This is a genomic window from Luteipulveratus mongoliensis (assembly GCF_001190945.1).
Classification (GTDB): Bacteria; Actinomycetota; Actinomycetes; order Actinomycetales; family Dermatophilaceae; genus Luteipulveratus; species Luteipulveratus mongoliensis.
This window is the reverse complement of the sequence record NZ_CP011112.1, coordinates 3,267,254-3,285,996: the sequence shown is the minus strand read 5'-3', so window position 1 is coordinate 3,285,996 and position 18,743 is coordinate 3,267,254. Positions and strand designations below refer to the sequence as shown.

Below are 18,743 nucleotides of genomic sequence, written 5' to 3'. Positions count from 1 at the left end.
GAATCGCCAAGATTCGAGAATCTCAGCTGGAGATACGCAGAGCTCCATGGTTCAACTGGACAGGTACCCGCCAACGTTCAGGGCATACCGTTCCACCCCGGAACGCCTTTTGTGAACGGGCACGCAAAAGCGTCGCGGGGTGCCATTGGTTGGCGGGTGTTTGGGCAACTAGAGCACGCGCGGTGCTGTTACTGGAAGGTAGGAGCGAGCGTTTTGTGCGGTTCGTCCGGAACTTTGCCGAATCTTTGCCAAAGAAGGCCCTAGTAATCGATTCCGCGCGCGTGGCGCCTAGGGTCAACCCGTGGAGAGCGATCACCGGAAGCAGCTGCTCGCGGGAGTTCTGCGGACCATGCAGGGCGTGGTGGACGGGATGGGACCCGATGACCTGGGCCGAGTCACCCCGTGTGCCGAGTACGACGTCCGTCGCCTGGTCGAGCACATCGTCGGCTGGCAGCAGGTCTTTGCCGCAAGCGCGGCCGGGCTCGAGCCGCCCCTGGCCGATGGTTCGCCGACCTATGTGGCATCCGAGGACGTGTCGGTCGATCAGCGTGCGGCGTCCCTGGCGCTGCTGGAAAGCCTGGAATCAGCCGGCCCGACCCTGACGATGCCGTATCGCGGAGAGACGCCGACGTCCGTCCTGGTCGACGAGCTGATCGCCGAGTCGGTGATCCACACCTGGGATCTGGCCACGTCGTTGGGACTCGAGATCGCGTTCGAGCACGAGGCCGTCGCCGTCGCACACGTTGGGCTGACCGCGTTGCTGGGGGAGTCTTTCGCGGCGGAGGGCTTTGCGCAGCAGTCTGGGCCTGCCTCCGGCGGCGATCTCGTGGCCCTGCTGCGTAGAAGTGGCCGGTCTCCGGTCGGCGAGTCGTGGCACGATCATGCAGGTGACGAGCAGATCGGACGAGGGTCAGCACCTGCGTGACCTCGCGCGTCTTCGCCGTGTCCGCGACCGGATCGACCGGGAGTACGCCCAGCCGCTCAACGTCGAGACTCTCGCGCGCGACGCGCACATGTCAGCCGGTCACCTGAGCCGGGAGTTCCGGCGCGCGTACGGGGAGTCTCCGTACTCGTACCTGATGACTCGACGCATCGAACGGGCCATGGCCCTGCTGCGTCGCGGCGACCTCAGCGTCACCGACGTCTGCTTCGAGGTCGGCTGCTCGTCACTCGGGACGTTCAGTACCCGCTTCACCGAGCTCGTCGGCGTACCGCCCAGCGTCTATCGGCAGGAGGGTGCGAACGCCACGGTCGGCATGGCTCCCTGCGTGGCGAAACAGGTCACCAGACCGATCAGGAATCGAGAAGCGTCCGCTCCCGGCCGCCCATAGCCTGACCGACATGGACATCACCATTCACGCAAGCTATCTCCCGCAGGACGACCCCGACGCCGCGCTGGCCTTCTATCGCGACGCCCTCGGCTTCGAGGTTCGAGGCGATGTCGGCCACCAGGGCATGCGCTGGATCACGGTCGGCCCCGCCGGACAGCCCGACACCTCGATCGTGCTCTACCCACCGGAGGCGACTCCGGGCCACACCGACGACGAGCGACGACTCATCGCGGAGATGATGGCCAAGGGCAGCTACGCCAACATCAACCTGGCGACCAAGGATCTCGAGGGGCTCTTCGACAAGCTGCAGGGCAGCGATGCCGAGGTCGTCCAGGAGCCGACCGACCAGCCGTACGGTGTGCGCGACTGCGCGTTCCGCGACCCCGCGGGCAACCTGGTCCGCATCCAGCAGCTGTCCTGAGCCGCTGGGCCGGAACTGACCCCACAGATGGAGACACGATGAGCAAGGCCACGACGACGGCGACACCGTCGCCGGTGCAGCATGATGCCGACGCCCACGACCTGATCCGCGTGCAAGGCGCACGCGAGAACAACCTCAAGGACGTCAGCGTCGAGCTGCCGAAGCGGCGGCTGACGGTCTTCACCGGTGTCTCCGGATCCGGCAAGAGCTCCTTGGTCTTCGGCACGATCGCTGCCGAGTCCCAGCGCATGATCAACGAGACCTACAGCGCGTTCGTCCAGGGCTTCATGCCCTCACTGGCCAGGCCGGAGGTCGACCGTCTCGAGGGCCTGACCACGGCGATCATCGTCGACCAGGAACGGATGGGCGCCAACCCGCGCTCGACCGTCGGCACCGCCACCGACGCCAACGCCATGCTGCGCATCTTGTTCAGTCGGCTCGGTGACCCGCATGTCGGGCCGCCGACGGCGTACTCCTTCAATGTGCCCACTCGCAAGGCCAGCGGCGTGATGTCCACCGACAAGGGCGGCCGCGTCGAGAAGAATGTCGTGCGCCAGGCCGTCTATCTGGGCGGGATGTGCCCGCGGTGTGAGGGCATGGGTCACGTCAGTGATATCGACCTGACGGCGCTGTACGACGAGACCAAGTCACTCAGTGAGGGCGCCTTGACGGTGCCCGGCTACTCGATGGACGGGTGGTACGGCCGGCTGTTCGAAGGCGTCGGTCTGCCGATGGACAAGCCGATCGCGACGTTCACCAAGAAGCAGCTCGAGACGATGCTGTACGCCGAGCCGACCAAGATCAAGGTCGAGGGCATCAACCTCACCTACGAGGGCATCATCCCCAAGATCCAGAAGTCGATGCTGTCCAAGGATCCTGAGGCGATGCAGCCGCACGTCCGTCGCTTCGTCGAGCGAGCCGTGACCTTCCAGACCTGCCCCGAGTGTGAGGGCACCCGGCTTACGCCCGAGGCGCGCTCCTCGAAGATCCAGGGCAAGAGCATCGCTGACCTGTGCACCATGCAGATCAGTGACCTCGCGGCCTGGGTGCGCGACCTGAAGGAGCCTTCGGTCGCACCGCTGCTGGCCGGGCTGCAGCACCTGCTCGACTCATTCACCGAGATTGGGCTCGGCTACCTCTCGCTCGACCGGCCGGCCGGCACGCTTTCCGGCGGAGAAGCCCAGCGCACCAAGATGATTCGCCACCTGGGGTCGTCGCTGACTGACGTGACCTACGTCTTCGACGAGCCGACGATCGGGCTGCACCCGCATGACATCGCCCAGATGAACGGTCTGCTCCTGCGGCTGCGGGACAAGGGCAACACGGTGCTCGTGGTCGAGCACAAGCCGGAGACCATCGCCATCGCAGACCACGCGGTCGATCTCGGCCCGAAGGCGGGCTCAGAGGGTGGGCAGATCGTCTTCGAGGGCACGGTCGAGGAGCTGCGGGGGAGTGACACCCTCACCGGACGCCATCTCGACGATCGCGCCTCGCTCAAGGCGGAGGTCCGTACGTCGACCGGCGCGCTCGAGGTGCGCGGCGCGTCCACGCACAACCTCCAGGACGTCGACGTCGACATCCCGCTGGGCGTACTCGTCGCTGTCACCGGCGTCGCCGGCTCGGGCAAGAGCTCGCTGATCCACGGCTCCGTCGACGGACGCGATGGCGTGGTCGTGATCGACCAGGCGGCGATCAAGGGTTCGCGCCGGAGCAACCCGGCGACGTACACCGGCATGCTCGAGCCGATTCGTAAGGCGTTCGCGAAGGCCAACGGTGTGAAGCCGGCACTGTTCAGCTCCAACTCGGAGGGCGCGTGCCCTACCTGTAACGGGGCCGGCGTGATCTTCACTGAGCTGGGTGTGATGGCCACGGTGGAGTCGCCTTGTGAGGACTGCGAGGGCCGGCGCTTCCAGGCAGCTGTCCTCGAGTACCAGCTCGGTGACCGCAACATCGCCGAAGTCCTGGCGATGTCGATGGACGAGGCAGCGACGTTCTTCGGCGAGGGGGAGACCCGCATCCCGGCCGCGCACAAGATCCTCCAGCGGCTCGTCGACGTCGGACTCGGCTACCTGACGTTGGGTCAGCCGCTCACGACTCTGTCCGGCGGCGAGCGACAGCGCCTCAAGCTGGCGACGCAGATGGCGGAGAAGGGCGACGTCTACATCCTCGACGAGCCCACGACCGGTCTGCACCTTGCGGATGTCGAGCAGCTGCTCGGTCTGCTGGACCGCCTCGTGGACTCCGGTAAGTCAGTCATCGTCATCGAGCATCATCAGGCCGTCATGGCGCACGCCGACTGGATCATCGACCTCGGTCCGGGTGCCGGCCACGACGGTGGAAAGGTCGTATTCGAAGGCACCCCAACGGAATTGGTCGCCAAACAGTCGACGCTTACGGGAGAGCACCTGGCGGCGTACGTCGGTGCCAAGTGACGAGCCTCAGGCCGGCGTCATGTCGTCGACGCACAGAATGTTGCCCTCGCTGTCCTTGAACCACGCCGCGTGACCCATGTCCTCAAAGCTCGCGACGTCGTCGTCCCAGGTCGCACCTGGCATCTCGTAGTGCTCGAAGGTCACACCCTTGGCCCGCAGGTCCTTGACCTCGTTGCCGACGTCCGACACGTGGAACTGGGCGATCGTGTGCTCGGCCTTGCCGGCGTACTCCGTCTGATAGAGGAAGAACATCGTCCCCCCGGCGGTCGTGTAGATGAGACCGCCCGGGTTCTCCTGCGTGGGGGAGAGGCCGCGCTTGGCAGCGTAGAAGCTGCGTGCTCGCTCGAGGTCGGCGGCGGGGATGTTGGCGGTGACCTGGCTGTCGTTCAACATGGTGAAGCTCCTCTGCTGTCGAGGAACTCGAAGGTGCTCCTCGTTTCGACGCTAGACCTGGAGGATGTGCACCTGAACGGGTTGTCGGTTCTGGCCCGATGATGCAATAACCCTCACGGTTCAGAAGGAGTGCGGCGTGATCCTCCCGAAGGTCCGGGATCCTCGGTTGGTGACGATTCGCCGCGGCGGAAGCCTCACTGACTCCGACCATCACCTTCTCGCCCTCTGGGCGGCGACCTGTGCCGAGCATGTTCTCGGTCTGTTCGAGTCGGCGCGACCGAGCGATCCTCGGCCGCGTGAGGCGATCGCGTACGCGCGCGCCTGGGTGCGGGGTGAGGTCAAGATGATGGAGGCTCGGGCTGCGGGCGGTCATGCGATGGGCGCGGCCCGGGATCTGCGGGGAGCGGCTCGGCACGCCGCGTACGCCGCCGGCCAGGCGGGCGCCGTCGCGCACGTCGCGGCGCACGAGCTCGGTGCGGCCGCCTATGCGATCAAAGCCGTCCGTGCATCCGTGCCGGTCAGCGAGGCCGACGCCGCCGGACGGCTCGAATGTCAGTGGCAGCGAGACCAGCTCCCTGAGGCGATTCGTGGGCTCGTCCTCGATGACCAGCGACTGCGCAACGAGATCTGCTGGTCGGTGTTCGACTGCTGAGAAGACCCGCTCGAGAAAACTGATGGCCGGCTGTGAGGTCCCGCATGGACACTGACGTTCGTCATGCGGTCGATCAGGACGGTCGAAGGGGAGTTGGGCGTGTCCGTGAATGAGGTCAGAGCAACAGGGCTTGAAGCATTGGCGCTGGCGACGGAGCTGTTGCAGCGCGCCCGCCTGGCCGATCTCACCGCCGGTCTCTGGGAAGCCGCCGATGTGCAGTGGTGGTGGGGGAGACCGCAGCAGTCCGATGAGATCGAAAAGCTCTTCTGGCTCGACGACGCGGGGCCTGTTGCCGGCATCCTGCTGACGAGTGCACCCGATGGCTGCTGGCAGTGCGACCCGGTCGTTGTCCCGGGCACGTCGGTCGTCGAGCTGGAGGTCGTGTGGACACGGGCAACCGAGCAGGCTGCCGTGCACTCGGCGAAGGGTTTCGAGATCCCGGTAAGAGGGGACGATCGGACCTTCCAGGATCTTGCACTGCGATCGGGACTCACTGCTGGCTACCAGGACAGCACCGGCTGGATGGACGTTGCCGACCGGCCGGCTGCGCCGGCGCCACCGGACGGATTCGTGATCGTCGATCGCACTCAGCGTCCGGATGCACCGCATCCCATGCGAAAGCGACGTGGTGACGGCGTCGCGCAGCGCCTGGCCCAGTGCTCGCTCTACGACCCGGGGCTCGACCTCGCTGTCGAGACCGCTGATGGTCGAGTCGCCGGCTACTCCCTGTACTGGTTCGATCCGATCACCAAGGTCGGGCTCGTAGAACCCGTCAGGGTCGAGGACGAGTTCCAGCGGAAAGGCCTGGCACGCGCGATGCTGGTCGCTGGGATCGACCGGCTGGCAGCGAAAGGCGCCCAGCGGGTGAAGATCTCGTACGGATCAGAGGCGGCTGGTGCGTTGTACAGGGCCGTGGGGTTCCGTCCAACATCTGCCACCACCTGGTACGGCTCGGTATCCGAGTAGGTGGCCCGTGCTGTCGCCCCGCGGCTCAGCGGCTGGAAGTAGGCAATTCAGCTCGTCAGATGCTGCTCGCGGACCTTCGGTCAGCGGGTCGTACCTGTGCCTTCGATACCAGGGCTTCGAACAGTCGCGGGTCGGCGGCCTCCTCGGGATGCCACTGCACGCCGATCCTCCACCGCGCGGTCGGGTGCTCGACCGCCTCCACCGTGCCGTCGGGCGCGTGGGCACTGACGGTGAACCCGGGCGCCGTTGCCACGGCCTGATGGTGATAGGTCGGCGCGCTGAACGTGTCCCCAAGGAGATCTGCGATGCGGGTGCCGGGCACGGTGCGGATCGCGTGCTCGTGCCACTCCCCGGCCACCGGGAGGTGCAGGTCGCTGTCCACGACGTCGGGCAGGTGCTGTACGAGGGTGCCGCCTGCCTCGACGACGAGCACTTGCATCCCACGACAGATCCCCAGCACCGGCAGATCAAGTCGCTCACTGACGCGGGCCAGGGCGAGCTCGCTGCTGTCCCGGTCATGCCGCGGCTCCTGGGCGTGCGAATCCGGTTGTTCGCCATAGTGATCCGCAGCAAGGTCGGCGCCGCCGGCCAGGACGAGCGCATCGACCCGCCGCAGCACGGTGGCGGCCCACGCCTCGTCCGCATCGGGAACTGGCGGCACGATGAGCGGCACTGCGCCGGCGGCATCGACGTGCGCCGCGTAACGCTCCGGCAGCACCACACTGCGCTGACCACGCCACGGATCGCGGTCCACTGCCTCGAGGTAGCAGGTAATCCCGATGACGGGTGCGGTCACAGCGGCGTGACGTAGGCGCCCGCGATGCCGCCGTCGACCAGGAAGTCCGTCGCTGTGATGAAGCTCGACTCGTCGGAGGCGAGGAAGACGACGGCGTTGGCGATCTCCTCCGGCTCTCCGAAACGACCCATCGGAACATGGACGAGCCGGCGCTGCGCGCGCTCCACGTCCTTGGCGAACAGCTCCTGCAGCAGGGGAGTGTTGACCGGCCCAGGACACAGTGCGTTGACCCGAACTCCTTGGCGGGCGAACTGCACCGCCAGCTCGCGTGACATCGCGAGGACACCGCCCTTGCTCGCGGTATACGAAATCTGCGAGGTCGCTGCGCCCATGAGAGCCACGAACGAGGCGGTGTTGATGATCGACCCCTTGCCTTGCTCGATCATGTAGGGGAGCGCCGCCTTGCAGCACAGGTAGACCGACGTCAGGTTAACCTCCTGAACCCGGCGCCATGCCTCCAGGTCGGTGGTCAGGATGGAGTCGTCCTCCGGTGGCGAGATGCCGGCGTTGTTGAACGCGACGTCAACACTTCCGTACGTCTGCTTCGCCGCCGCGAAGGCCGCCTCGACGTCGTCGGCGCTCGTGACATCGCAGCGGACGTAGAGGCCGCCGACCTCCGCCGCGACCTTGGCTCCGCCCTCTTCGTCAAGGTCGACGATGACGACGTGCGCTCCCTCCTCGGCGAAGCGTCGTGCCGTCGCCAGCCCGATGCCGGAGCATCCGCCGGTCACAACCGCCACCTTGCCGTACAGTCTGCCTGCCATCTGACGAATCTCCTTACGTCCGTGGGTGTTTCAGTGATCAGTCGCGATGAAGACGTTCTTCACCTCGGTGAAGGCGTCGAGTGCGTCCGGACCCAGCTCCCGGCCGATACCGGAGCCCTTGAAGCCGCCGAACGGCGTGCTGTGGCGTACAGACGAGTTGCTGTTGACTGCGAGGTTGCCCGCCTCGACGGCGCGAGTCACCCGCAACGCGCGCCCGATGTTCTCCGTCCAGATGGAGCCGGACAGGCCGTACGCCGTGTCGTTGGCCATCGCGATCGCATCGGCCTCGTCATCGAAGGGGAGCACGGCCACCACGGGACCGAAGACCTCTTCGTGCCACACCGGATCCGTGGTGCTGGTCGGCTGGACGACGGTCGGCGGGTACCAGAACCCGGGGCCGTCGGGCGCGGTCCCGCGGAAGGCGAGCTCCACGTCAGCAGCGTCGACGAATCCGCGGACACGGTCGAGCTGCGCAGCACTGATCAGTGGACCCATCTGGGACTCGGTGTTGGTGGGCTGCCCGACGCGGAACGCCTTGACCGCGGGCTCGAGGAGCTCCATGAAGCGGTCGAACACGTTGCGCTGCACCAGGATCCGGCTTCGTGCGCAACAGTCTTGGCCGGCGTTGTCGAAGACCGCTCCGGGTGCGGCCGCCGCAGCTCGCTCCACATCGGCATCGGCAAACACAATGTTGGCGCTCTTGCCGCCGAGCTCCAGCGTGACCCGCGTCAGGTCCGCCGCGGCGGCCGCCATGATCTCCGTGCCGACCCGCGATGACCCGGTGAAGCAGACCTTGCGCACGAGAGGGTGAGTCACCAGCCGACGTCCGACCACGGTGCCCGCACCGGGAAGGACAGTCAGGACTCCTTCGGGAAAGCCCGCCTCGAGGGCGAGCTCACCGAGCCGTAGAGCGGTCAGGGGAGTCAGCTCGGCAGGCTTGAGGACGACCGTGTTGCCGGCTGCCAGCGCAGGGGCCATGCCCCAGCCGGCGATCGGCATCGGGAAGTTCCACGGCACGATGATCCCGACCACCCCTAGGGGCTCGTGGAACGTGATGTCGATGCCCCCGGCGACGGGAATCTGCTTGCCGCACAGGCGTTCTGGTGCTGCGGCAAAGTATTCCAGCACGTCGACGACGTTGCCGACCTCCCACAAAGCATTGCCGATGGTGTGGCCGGCGTTGTGCACCTCCAGCCGTGCCAGCTCATCCCGGTGCGCGTCCACCTGGTCGGCGAAGGCGCGCAGCAGCCGTGCCCGATCCGCTGGTGCCATCGCGCGCCAGCCGGGCCCAGCGGCAGCTGCGCGCTCGACGGCGGCATCGGTCTGCTCGGTGTCGGCCAGCTCGACCGTACGGATCCGTTGCTCCGTCGACGGGTTGATGACGTCGTAGGTCGTCACAGGCGTTCGAATCCTCTCACTCGTTCCCAGTCGGTCACCGCAGCGTTGAACGCCGCGATCTCGACCTCCGCGGCGTGCGCGTAGTGCTCAACGACGTCGTCACCGAACGCGGCTCGGGCCAGTTCGGACCCGAGCAACAGCTCGCGTGCCTCCGCGAGCGTCGTCGGTACTCGCTCCTTGTCGCTCTCGTAGGCGTTGCCGGCGAAGGGCGGCTCGAGAGCGAGCTCGTGCTCGATGCCGTACAGCCCGCCGGCCAGCATCGCTGCGGTTGCGAGATAAGGGTTCACATCGCCGCCCGGCAGTCGGTTCTCGACTCGCAGGGACGGCCCATGACCGACAACCCGCAGCGCACAGGTGCGGTTGTCCGTGCCCCATGCGATGGCCGTCGGCGCGAACGATCCGGCGGCAAAACGCTTGTAGGAGTTGATGTTCGGTGCATAGAAGTAGGTCAGCTCGCGAGCGCTTGCGAGCAGACCGGCGAGGAAGTGGTCGAACAACTCGCTGTGCCCGCCGGGACGACTGTCGTCAGCAAACACCATCGATCCGTCGGCGCCGCGCAGCGACAGGTGGATGTGACAGCTGTTGCCTTCGCGCTCGTTGTACTTGGCCATGAAGGTGAGCGACGTGCCCTGCCGGGCGGCGATCTGCTTGGCGCCCTCCTTGTAGACGACGTGGTTGTCACAGGTGCGGACCACCTCGTCGAAGCGGAAACCGACCTCGTGCTGACCGAAGTTGCACTCACCCTTGGCGCCTTCGACCACCATGCCTGCCCGGTGCATCTCGTTACGGATCTCCCGGAGCAGGGGCTCGACACGTGCTCCGCCGAGGATGGAGTAGTCGATGTTGTAGCGATTCGCGGGCTGGAGATCCACGTAGCGCTTGTCCCAGGCGGTCTCGAAGGAGTCCTCGAAAAGCATCAGCTCCAGCTCAGTGCCGGCGTGTGCGGTCCAGCCGCTCGCCGCGGCCCGCTCGACCTGCGCTCTGAGGACCGAGCGGGGCGAGGGTCGTACCGGACCTGAGCCGTCGATCCAGGTGAGGTCGCACTGGACCGTCGCGGATCGTACGTCCCCTGGTGTGTATCGCAGGGTCGAGAGGTCGAGCTCCATGACGAAGTCGCCGTAACCGCGCTCCCAGGACGAGATTGCATATCCCGCAACGGTGTTCATCTCAACGTCGACGGCCAGGAGGTAGTTGCAGCCTTCAACGCCCTGGTGCAAGGCGTAGTCGAGGAAGTACTGCGCATGGAGCCGCTTGCCCTGCAGCCGACCCTGCATGTCGGTGAAGGCCACAATGACGGTGTCGACCTCACCGCCGTCGACCAGCGCGGTCAGCGCCTCGACAGTGAGCATGGATCTCGGTGGCGTTGCGGTCATCGGAGCTCCTTCATCCCAGTAGTCCCTGCAGTAGCTCGGCCGTGGCGTCGCAGTGCTCGATCATGGCTTCGCGCGCGCCGGCCGCATCGCCCGCGAGAATGCACCTCACGACGGCATCGTGCTGCGTCTGCGAGTGCTCGATGTTGCGCGGCAGGACCGGGATCAACGCGAGCATCTCGCCGAGCGCCGCCTGTGCCTGTCGGACCGCACTGATCAGCATCGAGCTCCCGCACAGCGACGCGACCGCCAGGTGCAGCCGCGCGTCGGCGACCCGGTATGCGGGGGAGCCGACCGTTGCGGCGGCATGGTCGACACACTCGACCAGCCAGGCGCGCTGCGACCCGTCGAGCGCCTGGTCGGCCGCCAGCTCGGCCGCGCCGGACTCGACGACTCGACGAAAGCTGAGCACGTCGTTCAGGCGCTGCGGAGATGCTGCCTCGGTGTCGGGCGCAGTGGGTGCCGCCGGCCCGTCGTACGTCACCACGGTGCCCCCGCCACGTCCCCGCCGGGTCTCCACGAGGCCGGCCTCGCGCAACGCACTGATCGCATCTCGGAGTGTCATCCTGCTGACGGACAGCTGTTCGGCGAGCTCCCTCTCGGGCGGCAGCTGCTCCCCATCGGCGAACACGCCGAGACGGATCGCGGTGGCGAGCTGGCCGACCGTCGCCTCGAACACGTTGTTGCCGGTCGGCTGCAGGATCACCTGCGACAGGGCGGGGACGGGGTGGGTGGCGGCGGTCACGACGGGTCAGTCCTCCAGCAGCTCGGCGGCGGGGCGAGTGTCGTGACCCTCTGGGACGTCGCGCATGAAGTGCTTTCGGCCCGTGACCAGCCACATCACGCTGGCAAACAGCAGCACGCCGACAACCGCGACCGGCGCATAGTTGAACGTCTTGTCGCCGATCGTGCCGGGGGAGTACTGCGGCAGCATGAACATCACAACGATGAACGCCACCCACGCCACGGCGATCCAGCCGATCGGCGCCGACCAGCGGCCCAGGTGCCAGTCGCCCTGAGTGAACTCGCGATTGCGACGACGCAGGTAGATCGGCACGGTGTAGGCGATGTAGAGCCCGATCACAGCGACCGAGACCACGGCGAAGAACGCTGTCGCGTTCCAGAGAGCAGGCAAGGTAAGGGCCACTGAGCACGTCACGCAGAGCCAGATCGAGTTCGTCGGTGTGCCGGTGCGGGGATTGACCTTGGCCCAGATACGAGAACCGGGCAGCGCCCCGTCACGGGAGAAGGCGTACGACATCCGGGAGTTTGAGGTGACACAGGCCATCCCGCAGAAGAACTGTGCGACTCCGCAGATCACGAGCAGTGTCAGCCCGAGCGACCGTCCGGCTGCGTCGAGGAAGATCTGCGCCGGGGGGAGTCCCGTGGCGCTGGCCCGCTCCTTGTCGAAGTTCTGGATGGCTGCGGTCACGGCGATCAGCAGGATCCACCCGGCGATCGCCGACACCCATACCGACCGAACGATGCCCTTGGGAGCCTGCCTCGTCGCGTCATGCGTCTCCTCGGCCATGTGGGCCGACGCGTCGTAGCCGGTGAGGGTGTATTGCGCCATGAGTAGACCAATAAAGAACGCGTAGACCGGAGTCGAGAACAGTCCGTCCGCGAAGCCGAGCCCGTTGTTGGTGTGGGTGAACACATAGCTCGCCGACTGGTGATGGTCGGGGACGAAGGCCAGTACGACGACGATGAACCCAACGCCGGCCAGGTGCCACCAGGCGCTGACCGATGACAGGATCTTGACGATGTTCACGCCGAAGGTGTTGAGCAGGCCGTGCAGGAGGACGAAGATGAGGAACAGGGCGAAGGTCTTCTTGAGTGTGACCTCGGTGCCCCACACCTCACTCGCGAAGGCCATCCAGGTGACAGCCGCGCCGTAGTCCACGGACGCCGTGACACCGACCTCGCCCATGAAGTTGAACCAGCCTGTGTACCAGGCCCATTCGCGCTTGTGAGTCCGGGCGAGGCGTCCAGCCCAGAAGTAGAGGCCGCCCGAGGTCGGGTAGACCGAGCAGATCTCGCCCATCGCCATCGCAACGCACAGCACCATGATCGAGCAGAGCGGCCAGCCGAGGTTGATCGCCATCGGCCCACCGCCGTCCATGGCGAGGTAGTAGGTGGTGATGCATCCAGCGAGCACCGAGATGATCGAGAAGGACACGGCGAAGTTGGAGAACGCGGACATCCCGCGATGAAGCTCTTGCTTGTAGCCCAGGGCAGCCAGCTTGGCCGCGTCCTCATCGGGAGTTGTGACGTCGATCGACATGGGTTCCTCCACCTCTGTTGGATGGATCAAACACCTGACGGCCGAGTACGTCAATGGGCTACTTATGGTCCATTTATGTGGAGCGGTCGCAACGGTGACGCCGATCGACACCGTGGTTCTCGAGTTGCGCGGACGCGAGCTGCGAGCCTGAAACTCCCAAATGAGAGGCGGCTGCGTTCCTCTGCGGCGCTGGCAGGGAGGGGCTCGAGACCTTCGGACTGCCGGCGGTCGGAAACGCCGATAATCTACATTATGTCAACTAGTCTGCGTATCGCCTCCGCCTGAACCGCTGCCCCACCAAAGGTGCCGACCTCGCGCCTGACCTGCACAAACGCAGCAAGGATCGTCACTGCGACGGCGCCGGGCGTGCATGGAAGTCGGCCAAACCAGGCGCCGCGCTGCGCACCGCAGTAGGTCTCCGAGCCGGCTACCCACGCGCCTGGACCTCTTGTCAGGAATCACCTGACATGCGTAAGGTGCGCCCTGACGCGTCAGGCGTCACCTGACGGGAGGGGAACCGCGTGGCTAGTACATGTGATGGTCCGGTCGAGGTGCGATGCTCTTTCTGCGCAAGGACCGAGCGTGAGGTCCGCAAGATCATCGCCGGACCGGGCATCTACATCTGCGACGGGTGCGTCGGGAGATGTGAGGGAATCCTCGCGGAGGACCGGCGGTCCGACCGGCCTCAACTGCCGGCGTGGGAGTCGATGAGCGACGACGAGCTGCTCGCCCACCTGCCGCGCGTGGCCGCTGTCGGAGAGCAGGTGGAAGCCAACCTGAGGCAGTGGGTGCTACGGGCCCGTGACCGCGGGATCGCGTGGGCTCGCATCGGCGCGGCCATGGGCATGACACGACAGTCCGCCTGGGGACGCTTCTCCGGCGAGGAATAACGCCCGTGTCGCACCCGCAGGACCACGGGAGGGTTCAATCGCCGTCGCCTTCGTTCTGGCGCAACCGTGACTTCCGGCTGATCTGGGGCGGCCAGACACTGTCCGACCTCGGCACCGGCATGACCACACTGGCCTATCCGCTGCTGATGCTCACTTTGACGCGTTCGCCGGCGCAAGCCGGTGCCGTCGCCGCGGTCAGCTCCCTTCCCTACCTGCTGTTCGGTCTCGCCGCCGGCGCTCTGGTCGACCGGTGGAACCGCAAACGGGTCATGATCTGCTGCGAGCTCGCTCGCGCGGTCAACGTCGTGTCCTTGCCCATAGCAATGTGGTGGGGCCACCTCTATCCAGCACACGTGTACGTGGCCGGCTTCATCGGCGGGGCGCTCTTCGTGTTCTTCAGCGCCGCAGACGCCGGCGCGCTACCGCACGTGGTTGCACGCGACCAACTGACCTCGGCGGTCGCCGCGCAGCAGGCAACCAGCTCGGCGACCGCGGTAGCTGCGCCGCTGCTGGGCGGAACGCTCTACCAAGCCTCTCGAAGCCTGCCGTTCCTTCTCGACGCGGTCAGCTACCTGCTGTCCGCGGTTGCGTTGCGGATGGTTCGATCAGAGTTCCAGACAGACGGTGGACGGGCACGGTCCGCGCCGATGTCCGCGCTGGGGTCCGAGATCGCGGCCGGACTGAGGTGGTTGTGGTCCCAGCCAGTTCTGCGGACCTACACCGTCGCTGCGGCAGGACTGCAACTTGCGATGGCGGGCGCAGAGCTCGTCGTGATCGTCGCCGCCCAGGATGCCGGGGCCTCCGCCGCAGTGACCGGCCTCGTGCTCGCCGCTGTCGGCATCGGGGGCGTCGCCGGCTCCGTTGCAGCAACACGTACGACGAAAAGGTTTGGCCCCGGTCGGGTCATCCTGGGCGTCATCTGGATACAGGCTGTCGTGTGGGTGCTGATCGGCGTGGCATCCCACCACCTACTGCTCATCGCCGCGCTCCTGGTCGTGTTCGTCGTCACGGCACAGGTCTTCGGCGTTACCGTCCTCGGCCATCAACTGTCCGCGACCCCGGACCACCTGCTGAGCCGTGTGGGCACAGCGTTCAGGATGATCACCTGGAGTAGCTTTCCCGCGGGCGCTGCCATCACCGGGGCCATGCTGACCTGGGTCACCGTTCCCGCCACCTGCCTCATCCTCGGTGCCTGGGTCGGCGGACTCGCGCTGCTGACCACCCTGCAAGGCGACCTGCTCTAGCGGTTCTCGCAGCTACAGGTGCCTGGCCGTACTAGGTGGACGGGGTCGGTGATGATCACGAATGGTTGCTCAGCAGTCGACGCACGACTCGCCGGCGCACAGTGGGCGAAGCGACCACCTCGTAGCCGGCCTCGAGAAACACCTGCAGCAACCCGACCGATGCCTCGTCCCAAATCACAGCCTTGCCCGGCGGCGGCTCGATCGGATAGCCCTCGAGGACCCGCGCGCCGGCCTGCTCGCCGTACTCGACGGTGGCCGCGGCGAGCTCGTACATCAGCCCCGCCTTGCGCATGCCCTTGCGCACGACGAAACAGGTGACCGACCAGACGGCCTCAAGCTCCGGGTCCATCCGCATCCATGGCTGCTTCCGGCTCCAAAGCCGGGGATAGTTCTCCCGCGGCTCGACCGCGACCCAGCCGGCGGCCTCGCCGTCGACGTACCCGATCAGTCCGGACGTCGGTCCGGTGGTGCCGCAGGCGGTCTGCTCCAGCAGCGCGGCATCCCGCTCCTCCTGGGTGGTGTCGCGCCAGATCCAGCCCGGCACCTTCAGCGCCTGGCAACGACACTTCCGGGCACCGCCTGCGCCGAACACCGCCTCGACGTCCGCGGTCGCTGCCTGATTGGCCGGAAGCCACGAGAACTCGGGCATACGACGACGGCTCAGTCCTTGTTCGCAGCGGATGCGTCGATGCAGAGGACTCCCCTGTTGCCGTCCTGGTCGGCGATCACGGTGAGCGACGGCGCGTCGCTGTCGTCGACGACGGTTCCACCCGCGGCGACGGCAGCGGCAACTCGTTGGTCCGCCACCTCGGGCGCCACGTAGACCTCGACGTGGAATCGCTGACTCGATGTATCGCTCTCGTCGGCGTCGCCAAACCACAGGTTCGGTACGCGCTCCGTGGCGTCCCGGATCTCGTCGCCGGGGGTCCCCCGACCTTGGGCATCGGCGTTCCCGGTCAGCAGCGCGGCCCAGACTGGGGCGATGGTCGCGGAGTGCGCTGTGTCGAGGCCGAGCTCGACGTCGCTGACCGAGCCCGGTTCGGCGTCGAGCTTGTGGTCGGCGGCGAGCTCCGTGATCCGACGCGCGAGGTCGACGTCCTGCTGGGTCACCCATTCGACGACGTACTCGGTGCCCTCATCGTCGCGGTAGATGGCGTCGTCGCTGACCAGCTTGAGATCGACGTACCGATCGCCGATCGACACCCGCGGGTGGTGGCCGAGCGCGTCGCCCGCCTCACCCACCGCGGCGACGAACCGTGCGCCGGTGCTGAAGTCGTCAACCAGGTAGCGGGCATGCAGTCCCTGGGCCAGCTTGCGCCAGTCGGTCAGGTTGGCCGCGGCGATCTGTTCGCCCTTCAGCATGTCCATGGACGGAACCTATCCCCGGAATCAGCACGCGGCGGGATAACCCGTGGCGATGTCGGTGGTGATCCCGCGATGCTGACCGCCATGGATGAGGTCGAGGTCGTCGTCGCCCATACGGAGCGCGCAACGTTGCGCGTCGGCGATGTGTTCTTGAAGGTCGACTCTGATCAGACGAACACCGATATCGAGGTCAAGGCGATGGCGCTGGCGCCGATCCCGACGCCGGAGATCCTGTGGCGGAAGCCACCCGTGCTTGCGCTGGCCGCTCTCTCCGGATCAGCACTCGGCCGGCTGGGTGAGCCGTCGCCTGCGTCGTCGGCGGCCTGGGCTGCAGCCGGTGCCGCCATCCGGAAGTTGCACGACGCTCCCCTACCGCCGTGGTCCAGCCGCCGTAGCCTGGAGGAGATCAGAACCCGGCTCGACGACGAATGCGAGGGGCTCGTCGCCAACGACGTCCTTCCCGCCGACGTGGTCACGCGCAACCGCGAGGTGGCCGAAGCTGCACTCCGGCCGTGGACACCGGTCTTCATCCACGGCGACCTGCAGATCACGCACGTGTTCGTCGACGGCGACCAGGTCACCGGGGTGATCGACTGGTCCGAGGCCGCTCCGGGCGACGCCCTGTACGACCTCGCCATCTTGACTCTAGGCCACGAGGAGCACCTCGACGACGTCATTGCCGGTTACGGCATCGACGTCGACCGCGCGGTCATCCGCGCCTGGTGGTCATGGCGAAGTCTGTGCGCGGCGCGCTGGCTCATCGAGCACGGCTTCGACCCGGACACTCCGGGCGCCGAGTTCGATGTGCTGCGATCTCAGATGTGAACGCTCCCCTGGCTCAAGCGAGAGGTAGGGCGGCCAGGCCGGCCTCGAGATCGTGGAGCTGGATGTCGTCTCGGCGGTGCTGTTCCCAGGTGGGCCTGGTCAGCTTCCAGCGGTTCAACAGGGCCGGATCCCCTTGCCGCGTCGCCCATTCCGACCCGTTGGGTTCGTAGCCGAGTCCCCGCGAGATCGCATTGGAGCTCTCGTTGTCCACGAATGCGTCGCTGCCTGCTTCCTTCGCTCCGAGACCCTCGAACGCCAGGTGCAGGATCGCGGCCCGCATCTCGTGCCCGAGCCCGCGGCCTCGCTCGTCGACAGACAGCCACGAGAAGGAGGCCACCGTCCCGAGAGTGGAGAACTGCACCCCGCTCAGAGTCTGCTCCCCCACCGCGCGGCCGTCGACCATCACGATGAAGTTCAGCCGCCAGGCATCCGGCTCGACCTTGCCGCGGCGCCGCCAGACCGCCTGGAGCCACTTGGCAACACGCACGTCAGGATCGATCTCATAGAACGACATGGGGTCGTCGTACGGAGCAGGCTCGGCGTGGGTCTTGCCCGCGCGTACGACCTCGGCAAGCTCGTCCAACAGCTCGTCAGTCGCGCCGCGTAGCTCCAGCTTCGGCGTGCTGATTCGTACGTCGAGGAGCGGGTAGTTCTTCATGAGTCAGTCACCCTGCTCACGGTTGTGGGTTCGGGCGGCGGAAGTCGGTGGAGTCAGGGAGCTGCTCGAACCCGGCCGAGACGTACGCCGCCACGCCGCCGATGTTGCTGCTCGGCGTGCACACGGTCACGCTTGATGAGCCCATCTCCTGCAACGCCGCGGCAGCCGCCACGGTGATGGCCCTGCCGTGGCCGTGGCCACGGTGATCGGGATGGGCGCCCAACGGTTCGATCAGACCCGGTCGTCCTTGCCCGGCTGACCACACCGTCGCCGCGGCGACGGCTTCGCCATCGCGGTCGTACCCGAGCAGGCACCGCGCCCGCTGGTATGGCGAGGATGCAGCCATGGCGTGCCAGCGCTCGAGGGTGAACTTCTGGGTGCCGAATGAGGCCTGGTGCACTGCGACTCGCAGCTGGGCACTGTGCTCATCGACGATCTCGATCCTGAGGCCGTAGTCCTCGACCGGTGTGGTGAGCTCACGACGCAACGGGGTCCACGACTCATCCACCTCCCAACCGCTGCGACTCAAGAGATCTCGGAACGCAGTGCCGAATCGAGCCTCGACGGAGCCGGCGCCTGCGGGCAGTACGCCTCGCTCGGGATCCGACAGATCAGCGACCAGCTGCTCGGCGAAGGTGTCGTCGTGGTCCACGGTCGGTGCGATGGCCATGCGGATCAATCCGGTGGGCGCGTCCACCATGCCGACGGCCAGGATCTCGTCGTCGCGACGCCAGCCACGAAGGGACCGGGCCAGCTCGTCGGCACCCAGACTCCAGTTCCAGCCAAGGTCACCCGGATGGAGCTGAACTGGCCCGCCCTCGTGCTGGCACGCCGCCACGGCCTCCGCGAACTCATCCAACGAGGCAACGGTCGCGGTCTGCAGAGTGATCGCCATGCGCCGATCCAACTACGCACCGCAGCGAGGTCGCACGTGGTTATTGCGCCGCGCGTTGC

20 protein-coding genes and 1 pseudogene are annotated in these 18,743 nt (G+C 66.7%); 10 read left to right on the top strand and 11 right to left on the bottom strand.

Features of this window, described 5'->3' with window-relative positions; genetic code table 11:
- The first annotated feature begins 301 nt into the window (after positions 1-301).
- Genes VV02_RS15640 through VV02_RS15625 form a run of 4 tightly spaced genes read left to right on the top strand, consistent with a single transcriptional unit; the run spans position 302 to position 4,184 of the window.
- Positions 302-925 (top strand): maleylpyruvate isomerase family mycothiol-dependent enzyme, encoded by a 624-nt coding sequence (locus VV02_RS15640; RefSeq protein ID WP_052592927.1) that lies wholly within the window; start codon positions 302-304, stop codon positions 923-925.
- Positions 882-1,331, top strand: a complete 450-nt coding sequence (locus VV02_RS15635) for a helix-turn-helix transcriptional regulator (RefSeq protein ID WP_218917422.1) — start codon at positions 882-884, stop codon at positions 1,329-1,331. Before VV02_RS15640 ends, VV02_RS15635 begins: the two co-directional genes overlap by 44 nt.
- A gap of 10 nt (positions 1,332-1,341) precedes the next feature.
- A complete protein-coding gene (locus VV02_RS15630) occupies positions 1,342-1,752 on the top strand; it encodes a VOC family protein (protein ID WP_052592925.1) in 411 nt (136 codons plus the stop codon).
- Between the two features lie 38 nt (positions 1,753-1,790).
- On the top strand, positions 1,791-4,184 hold the full coding sequence (locus VV02_RS15625) for an ATP-binding cassette domain-containing protein (RefSeq protein ID WP_052592923.1): 2,394 nt from the start codon (positions 1,791-1,793) through the stop codon (positions 4,182-4,184).
- Positions 4,185-4,190: 6 nt separating this feature from the next.
- Here VV02_RS15625 and VV02_RS15620 read toward each other — a convergent pair whose 3' ends face one another.
- On the bottom strand, positions 4,191-4,577 hold the full coding sequence (locus VV02_RS15620; RefSeq protein ID WP_052592920.1) for a VOC family protein: 387 nt from the start codon (positions 4,575-4,577) through the stop codon (positions 4,191-4,193).
- A 136-nt stretch (positions 4,578-4,713) separates the two neighbouring features.
- On the opposite strand from VV02_RS15620, the gene VV02_RS15615 reads away from it, so the two are divergent.
- Positions 4,714-5,229, top strand: coding sequence for a putative immunity protein (locus tag VV02_RS15615; RefSeq protein WP_052592918.1), 516 nt, complete (start codon positions 4,714-4,716; stop codon positions 5,227-5,229).
- A 99-nt stretch (positions 5,230-5,328) separates the two neighbouring features.
- Positions 5,329-6,195: a GNAT family N-acetyltransferase gene (locus VV02_RS15610; RefSeq protein WP_169787699.1), complete on the top strand. Its 867-nt coding sequence runs from the start codon at positions 5,329-5,331 to the stop codon at positions 6,193-6,195.
- Between the two features lie 55 nt (positions 6,196-6,250).
- Here the strand turns inward: VV02_RS15610 and VV02_RS15605 are convergent, their stop codons facing one another.
- From VV02_RS15605 to VV02_RS15580, 6 genes are read right to left on the bottom strand one after another with little or no spacing between them, the layout of a single operon-like run.
- Positions 6,251-6,991: a gamma-glutamyl-gamma-aminobutyrate hydrolase family protein gene (locus VV02_RS15605; protein ID WP_052592915.1), complete on the bottom strand. Its 741-nt coding sequence runs from the start codon at positions 6,989-6,991 to the stop codon at positions 6,251-6,253.
- Positions 6,988-7,755 (bottom strand): 3-oxoacyl-ACP reductase, encoded by a 768-nt coding sequence (locus tag VV02_RS15600; protein ID WP_052592912.1) that lies wholly within the window; start codon positions 7,753-7,755, stop codon positions 6,988-6,990. Before VV02_RS15600 ends, VV02_RS15605 begins: the two co-directional genes overlap by 4 nt.
- Positions 7,756-7,785: 30 nt before the next feature.
- Positions 7,786-9,153, bottom strand: coding sequence for an aldehyde dehydrogenase family protein (locus tag VV02_RS15595; protein ID WP_083450206.1), 1,368 nt, complete (start codon positions 9,151-9,153; stop codon positions 7,786-7,788).
- Positions 9,150-10,502: a glutamine synthetase family protein gene (locus VV02_RS15590; protein ID WP_157063625.1), complete on the bottom strand. Its 1,353-nt coding sequence runs from the start codon at positions 10,500-10,502 to the stop codon at positions 9,150-9,152. The genes VV02_RS15595 and VV02_RS15590 overlap by 4 nt, the downstream gene beginning before the upstream one ends.
- A 34-nt stretch (positions 10,503-10,536) precedes the next feature.
- Positions 10,537-11,268, bottom strand: coding sequence for a FadR/GntR family transcriptional regulator (locus tag VV02_RS15585; RefSeq protein WP_052592909.1), 732 nt, complete (start codon positions 11,266-11,268; stop codon positions 10,537-10,539).
- A 6-nt stretch (positions 11,269-11,274) separates the two neighbouring features.
- The gene (locus tag VV02_RS15580; protein WP_052592907.1) at positions 11,275-12,807 is read right to left on the bottom strand and encodes an amino acid permease; all 1,533 of its coding nucleotides are present in this window, start codon (positions 12,805-12,807) and stop codon (positions 11,275-11,277) included.
- A gap of 521 nt (positions 12,808-13,328) precedes the next feature.
- Between VV02_RS15580 and VV02_RS27355 the strand changes: the two are divergent.
- The 3 genes and pseudogenes from VV02_RS27355 to VV02_RS15570 all read left to right on the top strand — a co-directional run.
- Positions 13,329-13,460 (top strand): annotated as a pseudogene (locus VV02_RS27355) (ClpX C4-type zinc finger protein); the annotation flags it as partial.
- A gap of 54 nt (positions 13,461-13,514) precedes the next feature.
- Positions 13,515-13,697, top strand: coding sequence for a hypothetical protein (locus tag VV02_RS27160; protein ID WP_245633238.1), 183 nt, complete (start codon positions 13,515-13,517; stop codon positions 13,695-13,697).
- A 5-nt stretch (positions 13,698-13,702) separates the two neighbouring features.
- A complete protein-coding gene (locus VV02_RS15570) occupies positions 13,703-14,941 on the top strand; it encodes an MFS transporter (protein WP_052592903.1) in 1,239 nt (412 codons plus the stop codon).
- Positions 14,942-14,996: 55 nt separating this feature from the next.
- Here the strand turns inward: VV02_RS15570 and VV02_RS15565 are convergent, their stop codons facing one another.
- Complete coding sequence (locus tag VV02_RS15565) at positions 14,997-15,590, bottom strand: hypothetical protein (RefSeq protein ID WP_052592900.1); 594 nt, start codon at positions 15,588-15,590, stop codon at positions 14,997-14,999.
- A gap of 11 nt (positions 15,591-15,601) precedes the next feature.
- Positions 15,602-16,309 carry a 4a-hydroxytetrahydrobiopterin dehydratase gene (locus VV02_RS15560; RefSeq protein WP_052592899.1) on the bottom strand — a complete coding sequence of 236 codons (708 nt, stop codon included), beginning with the start codon at positions 16,307-16,309 and terminating at the stop codon, positions 15,602-15,604.
- A gap of 81 nt (positions 16,310-16,390) precedes the next feature.
- Between VV02_RS15560 and VV02_RS15555 the strand changes: the two genes are divergently transcribed.
- Positions 16,391-17,131, top strand: coding sequence for a phosphotransferase family protein (locus VV02_RS15555; RefSeq protein ID WP_052597082.1), 741 nt, complete (start codon positions 16,391-16,393; stop codon positions 17,129-17,131).
- Positions 17,132-17,144: 13 nt separating this feature from the next.
- Here VV02_RS15555 and VV02_RS15550 read toward each other — a convergent pair whose 3' ends face one another.
- Both VV02_RS15550 and VV02_RS15545 read right to left on the bottom strand, forming a co-directional pair.
- Positions 17,145-17,789: a GNAT family N-acetyltransferase gene (locus VV02_RS15550; protein ID WP_052592897.1), complete on the bottom strand. Its 645-nt coding sequence runs from the start codon at positions 17,787-17,789 to the stop codon at positions 17,145-17,147.
- A 16-nt stretch (positions 17,790-17,805) separates the two neighbouring features.
- The gene (locus VV02_RS15545) at positions 17,806-18,684 is read right to left on the bottom strand and encodes a GNAT family N-acetyltransferase (RefSeq protein ID WP_052592895.1); all 879 of its coding nucleotides are present in this window, start codon (positions 18,682-18,684) and stop codon (positions 17,806-17,808) included.
- Positions 18,685-18,743 lie beyond the last annotated feature (59 nt).

What these genes read in the sequence shown, in the direction of transcription:
- VV02_RS15620 (WP_052592920.1), bottom strand. Translation starts at nt 4,577, where the DNA reads ATGTTGAACGACAGCCAGGTCACCGCCAACATCCCCGCCGCCGACCTC.
- VV02_RS15600 (WP_052592912.1), bottom strand. Translation starts at nt 7,755, where the DNA reads ATGGCAGGCAGACTGTACGGCAAGGTGGCGGTTGTGACCGGCGGATGC.
- VV02_RS15565 (WP_052592900.1), bottom strand. Translation starts at nt 15,590, where the DNA reads ATGCCCGAGTTCTCGTGGCTTCCGGCCAATCAGGCAGCGACCGCGGAC.
- VV02_RS15555 (WP_052597082.1), top strand. Translation starts at nt 16,391, where the DNA reads ATGGATGAGGTCGAGGTCGTCGTCGCCCATACGGAGCGCGCAACGTTG.
- VV02_RS15550 (WP_052592897.1), bottom strand. Translation starts at nt 17,789, where the DNA reads ATGAAGAACTACCCGCTCCTCGACGTACGAATCAGCACGCCGAAGCTG.
- VV02_RS27160 (WP_245633238.1), top strand. Translation starts at nt 13,515, where the DNA reads ATGAGCGACGACGAGCTGCTCGCCCACCTGCCGCGCGTGGCCGCTGTC.
- VV02_RS15590 (WP_157063625.1), bottom strand. Translation starts at nt 10,502, where the DNA reads ATGCTCACTGTCGAGGCGCTGACCGCGCTGGTCGACGGCGGTGAGGTC.
- VV02_RS15625 (WP_052592923.1), top strand. Translation starts at nt 1,791, where the DNA reads ATGAGCAAGGCCACGACGACGGCGACACCGTCGCCGGTGCAGCATGAT.
- VV02_RS15545 (WP_052592895.1), bottom strand. Translation starts at nt 18,684, where the DNA reads ATGGCGATCACTCTGCAGACCGCGACCGTTGCCTCGTTGGATGAGTTC.
- VV02_RS15560 (WP_052592899.1), bottom strand. Translation starts at nt 16,309, where the DNA reads ATGGACATGCTGAAGGGCGAACAGATCGCCGCGGCCAACCTGACCGAC.
- VV02_RS15580 (WP_052592907.1), bottom strand. Translation starts at nt 12,807, where the DNA reads ATGTCGATCGACGTCACAACTCCCGATGAGGACGCGGCCAAGCTGGCT.
- VV02_RS15635 (WP_218917422.1), top strand. Translation starts at nt 882, where the DNA reads ATGCAGGTGACGAGCAGATCGGACGAGGGTCAGCACCTGCGTGACCTC.
- VV02_RS15630 (WP_052592925.1), top strand. Translation starts at nt 1,342, where the DNA reads ATGGACATCACCATTCACGCAAGCTATCTCCCGCAGGACGACCCCGAC.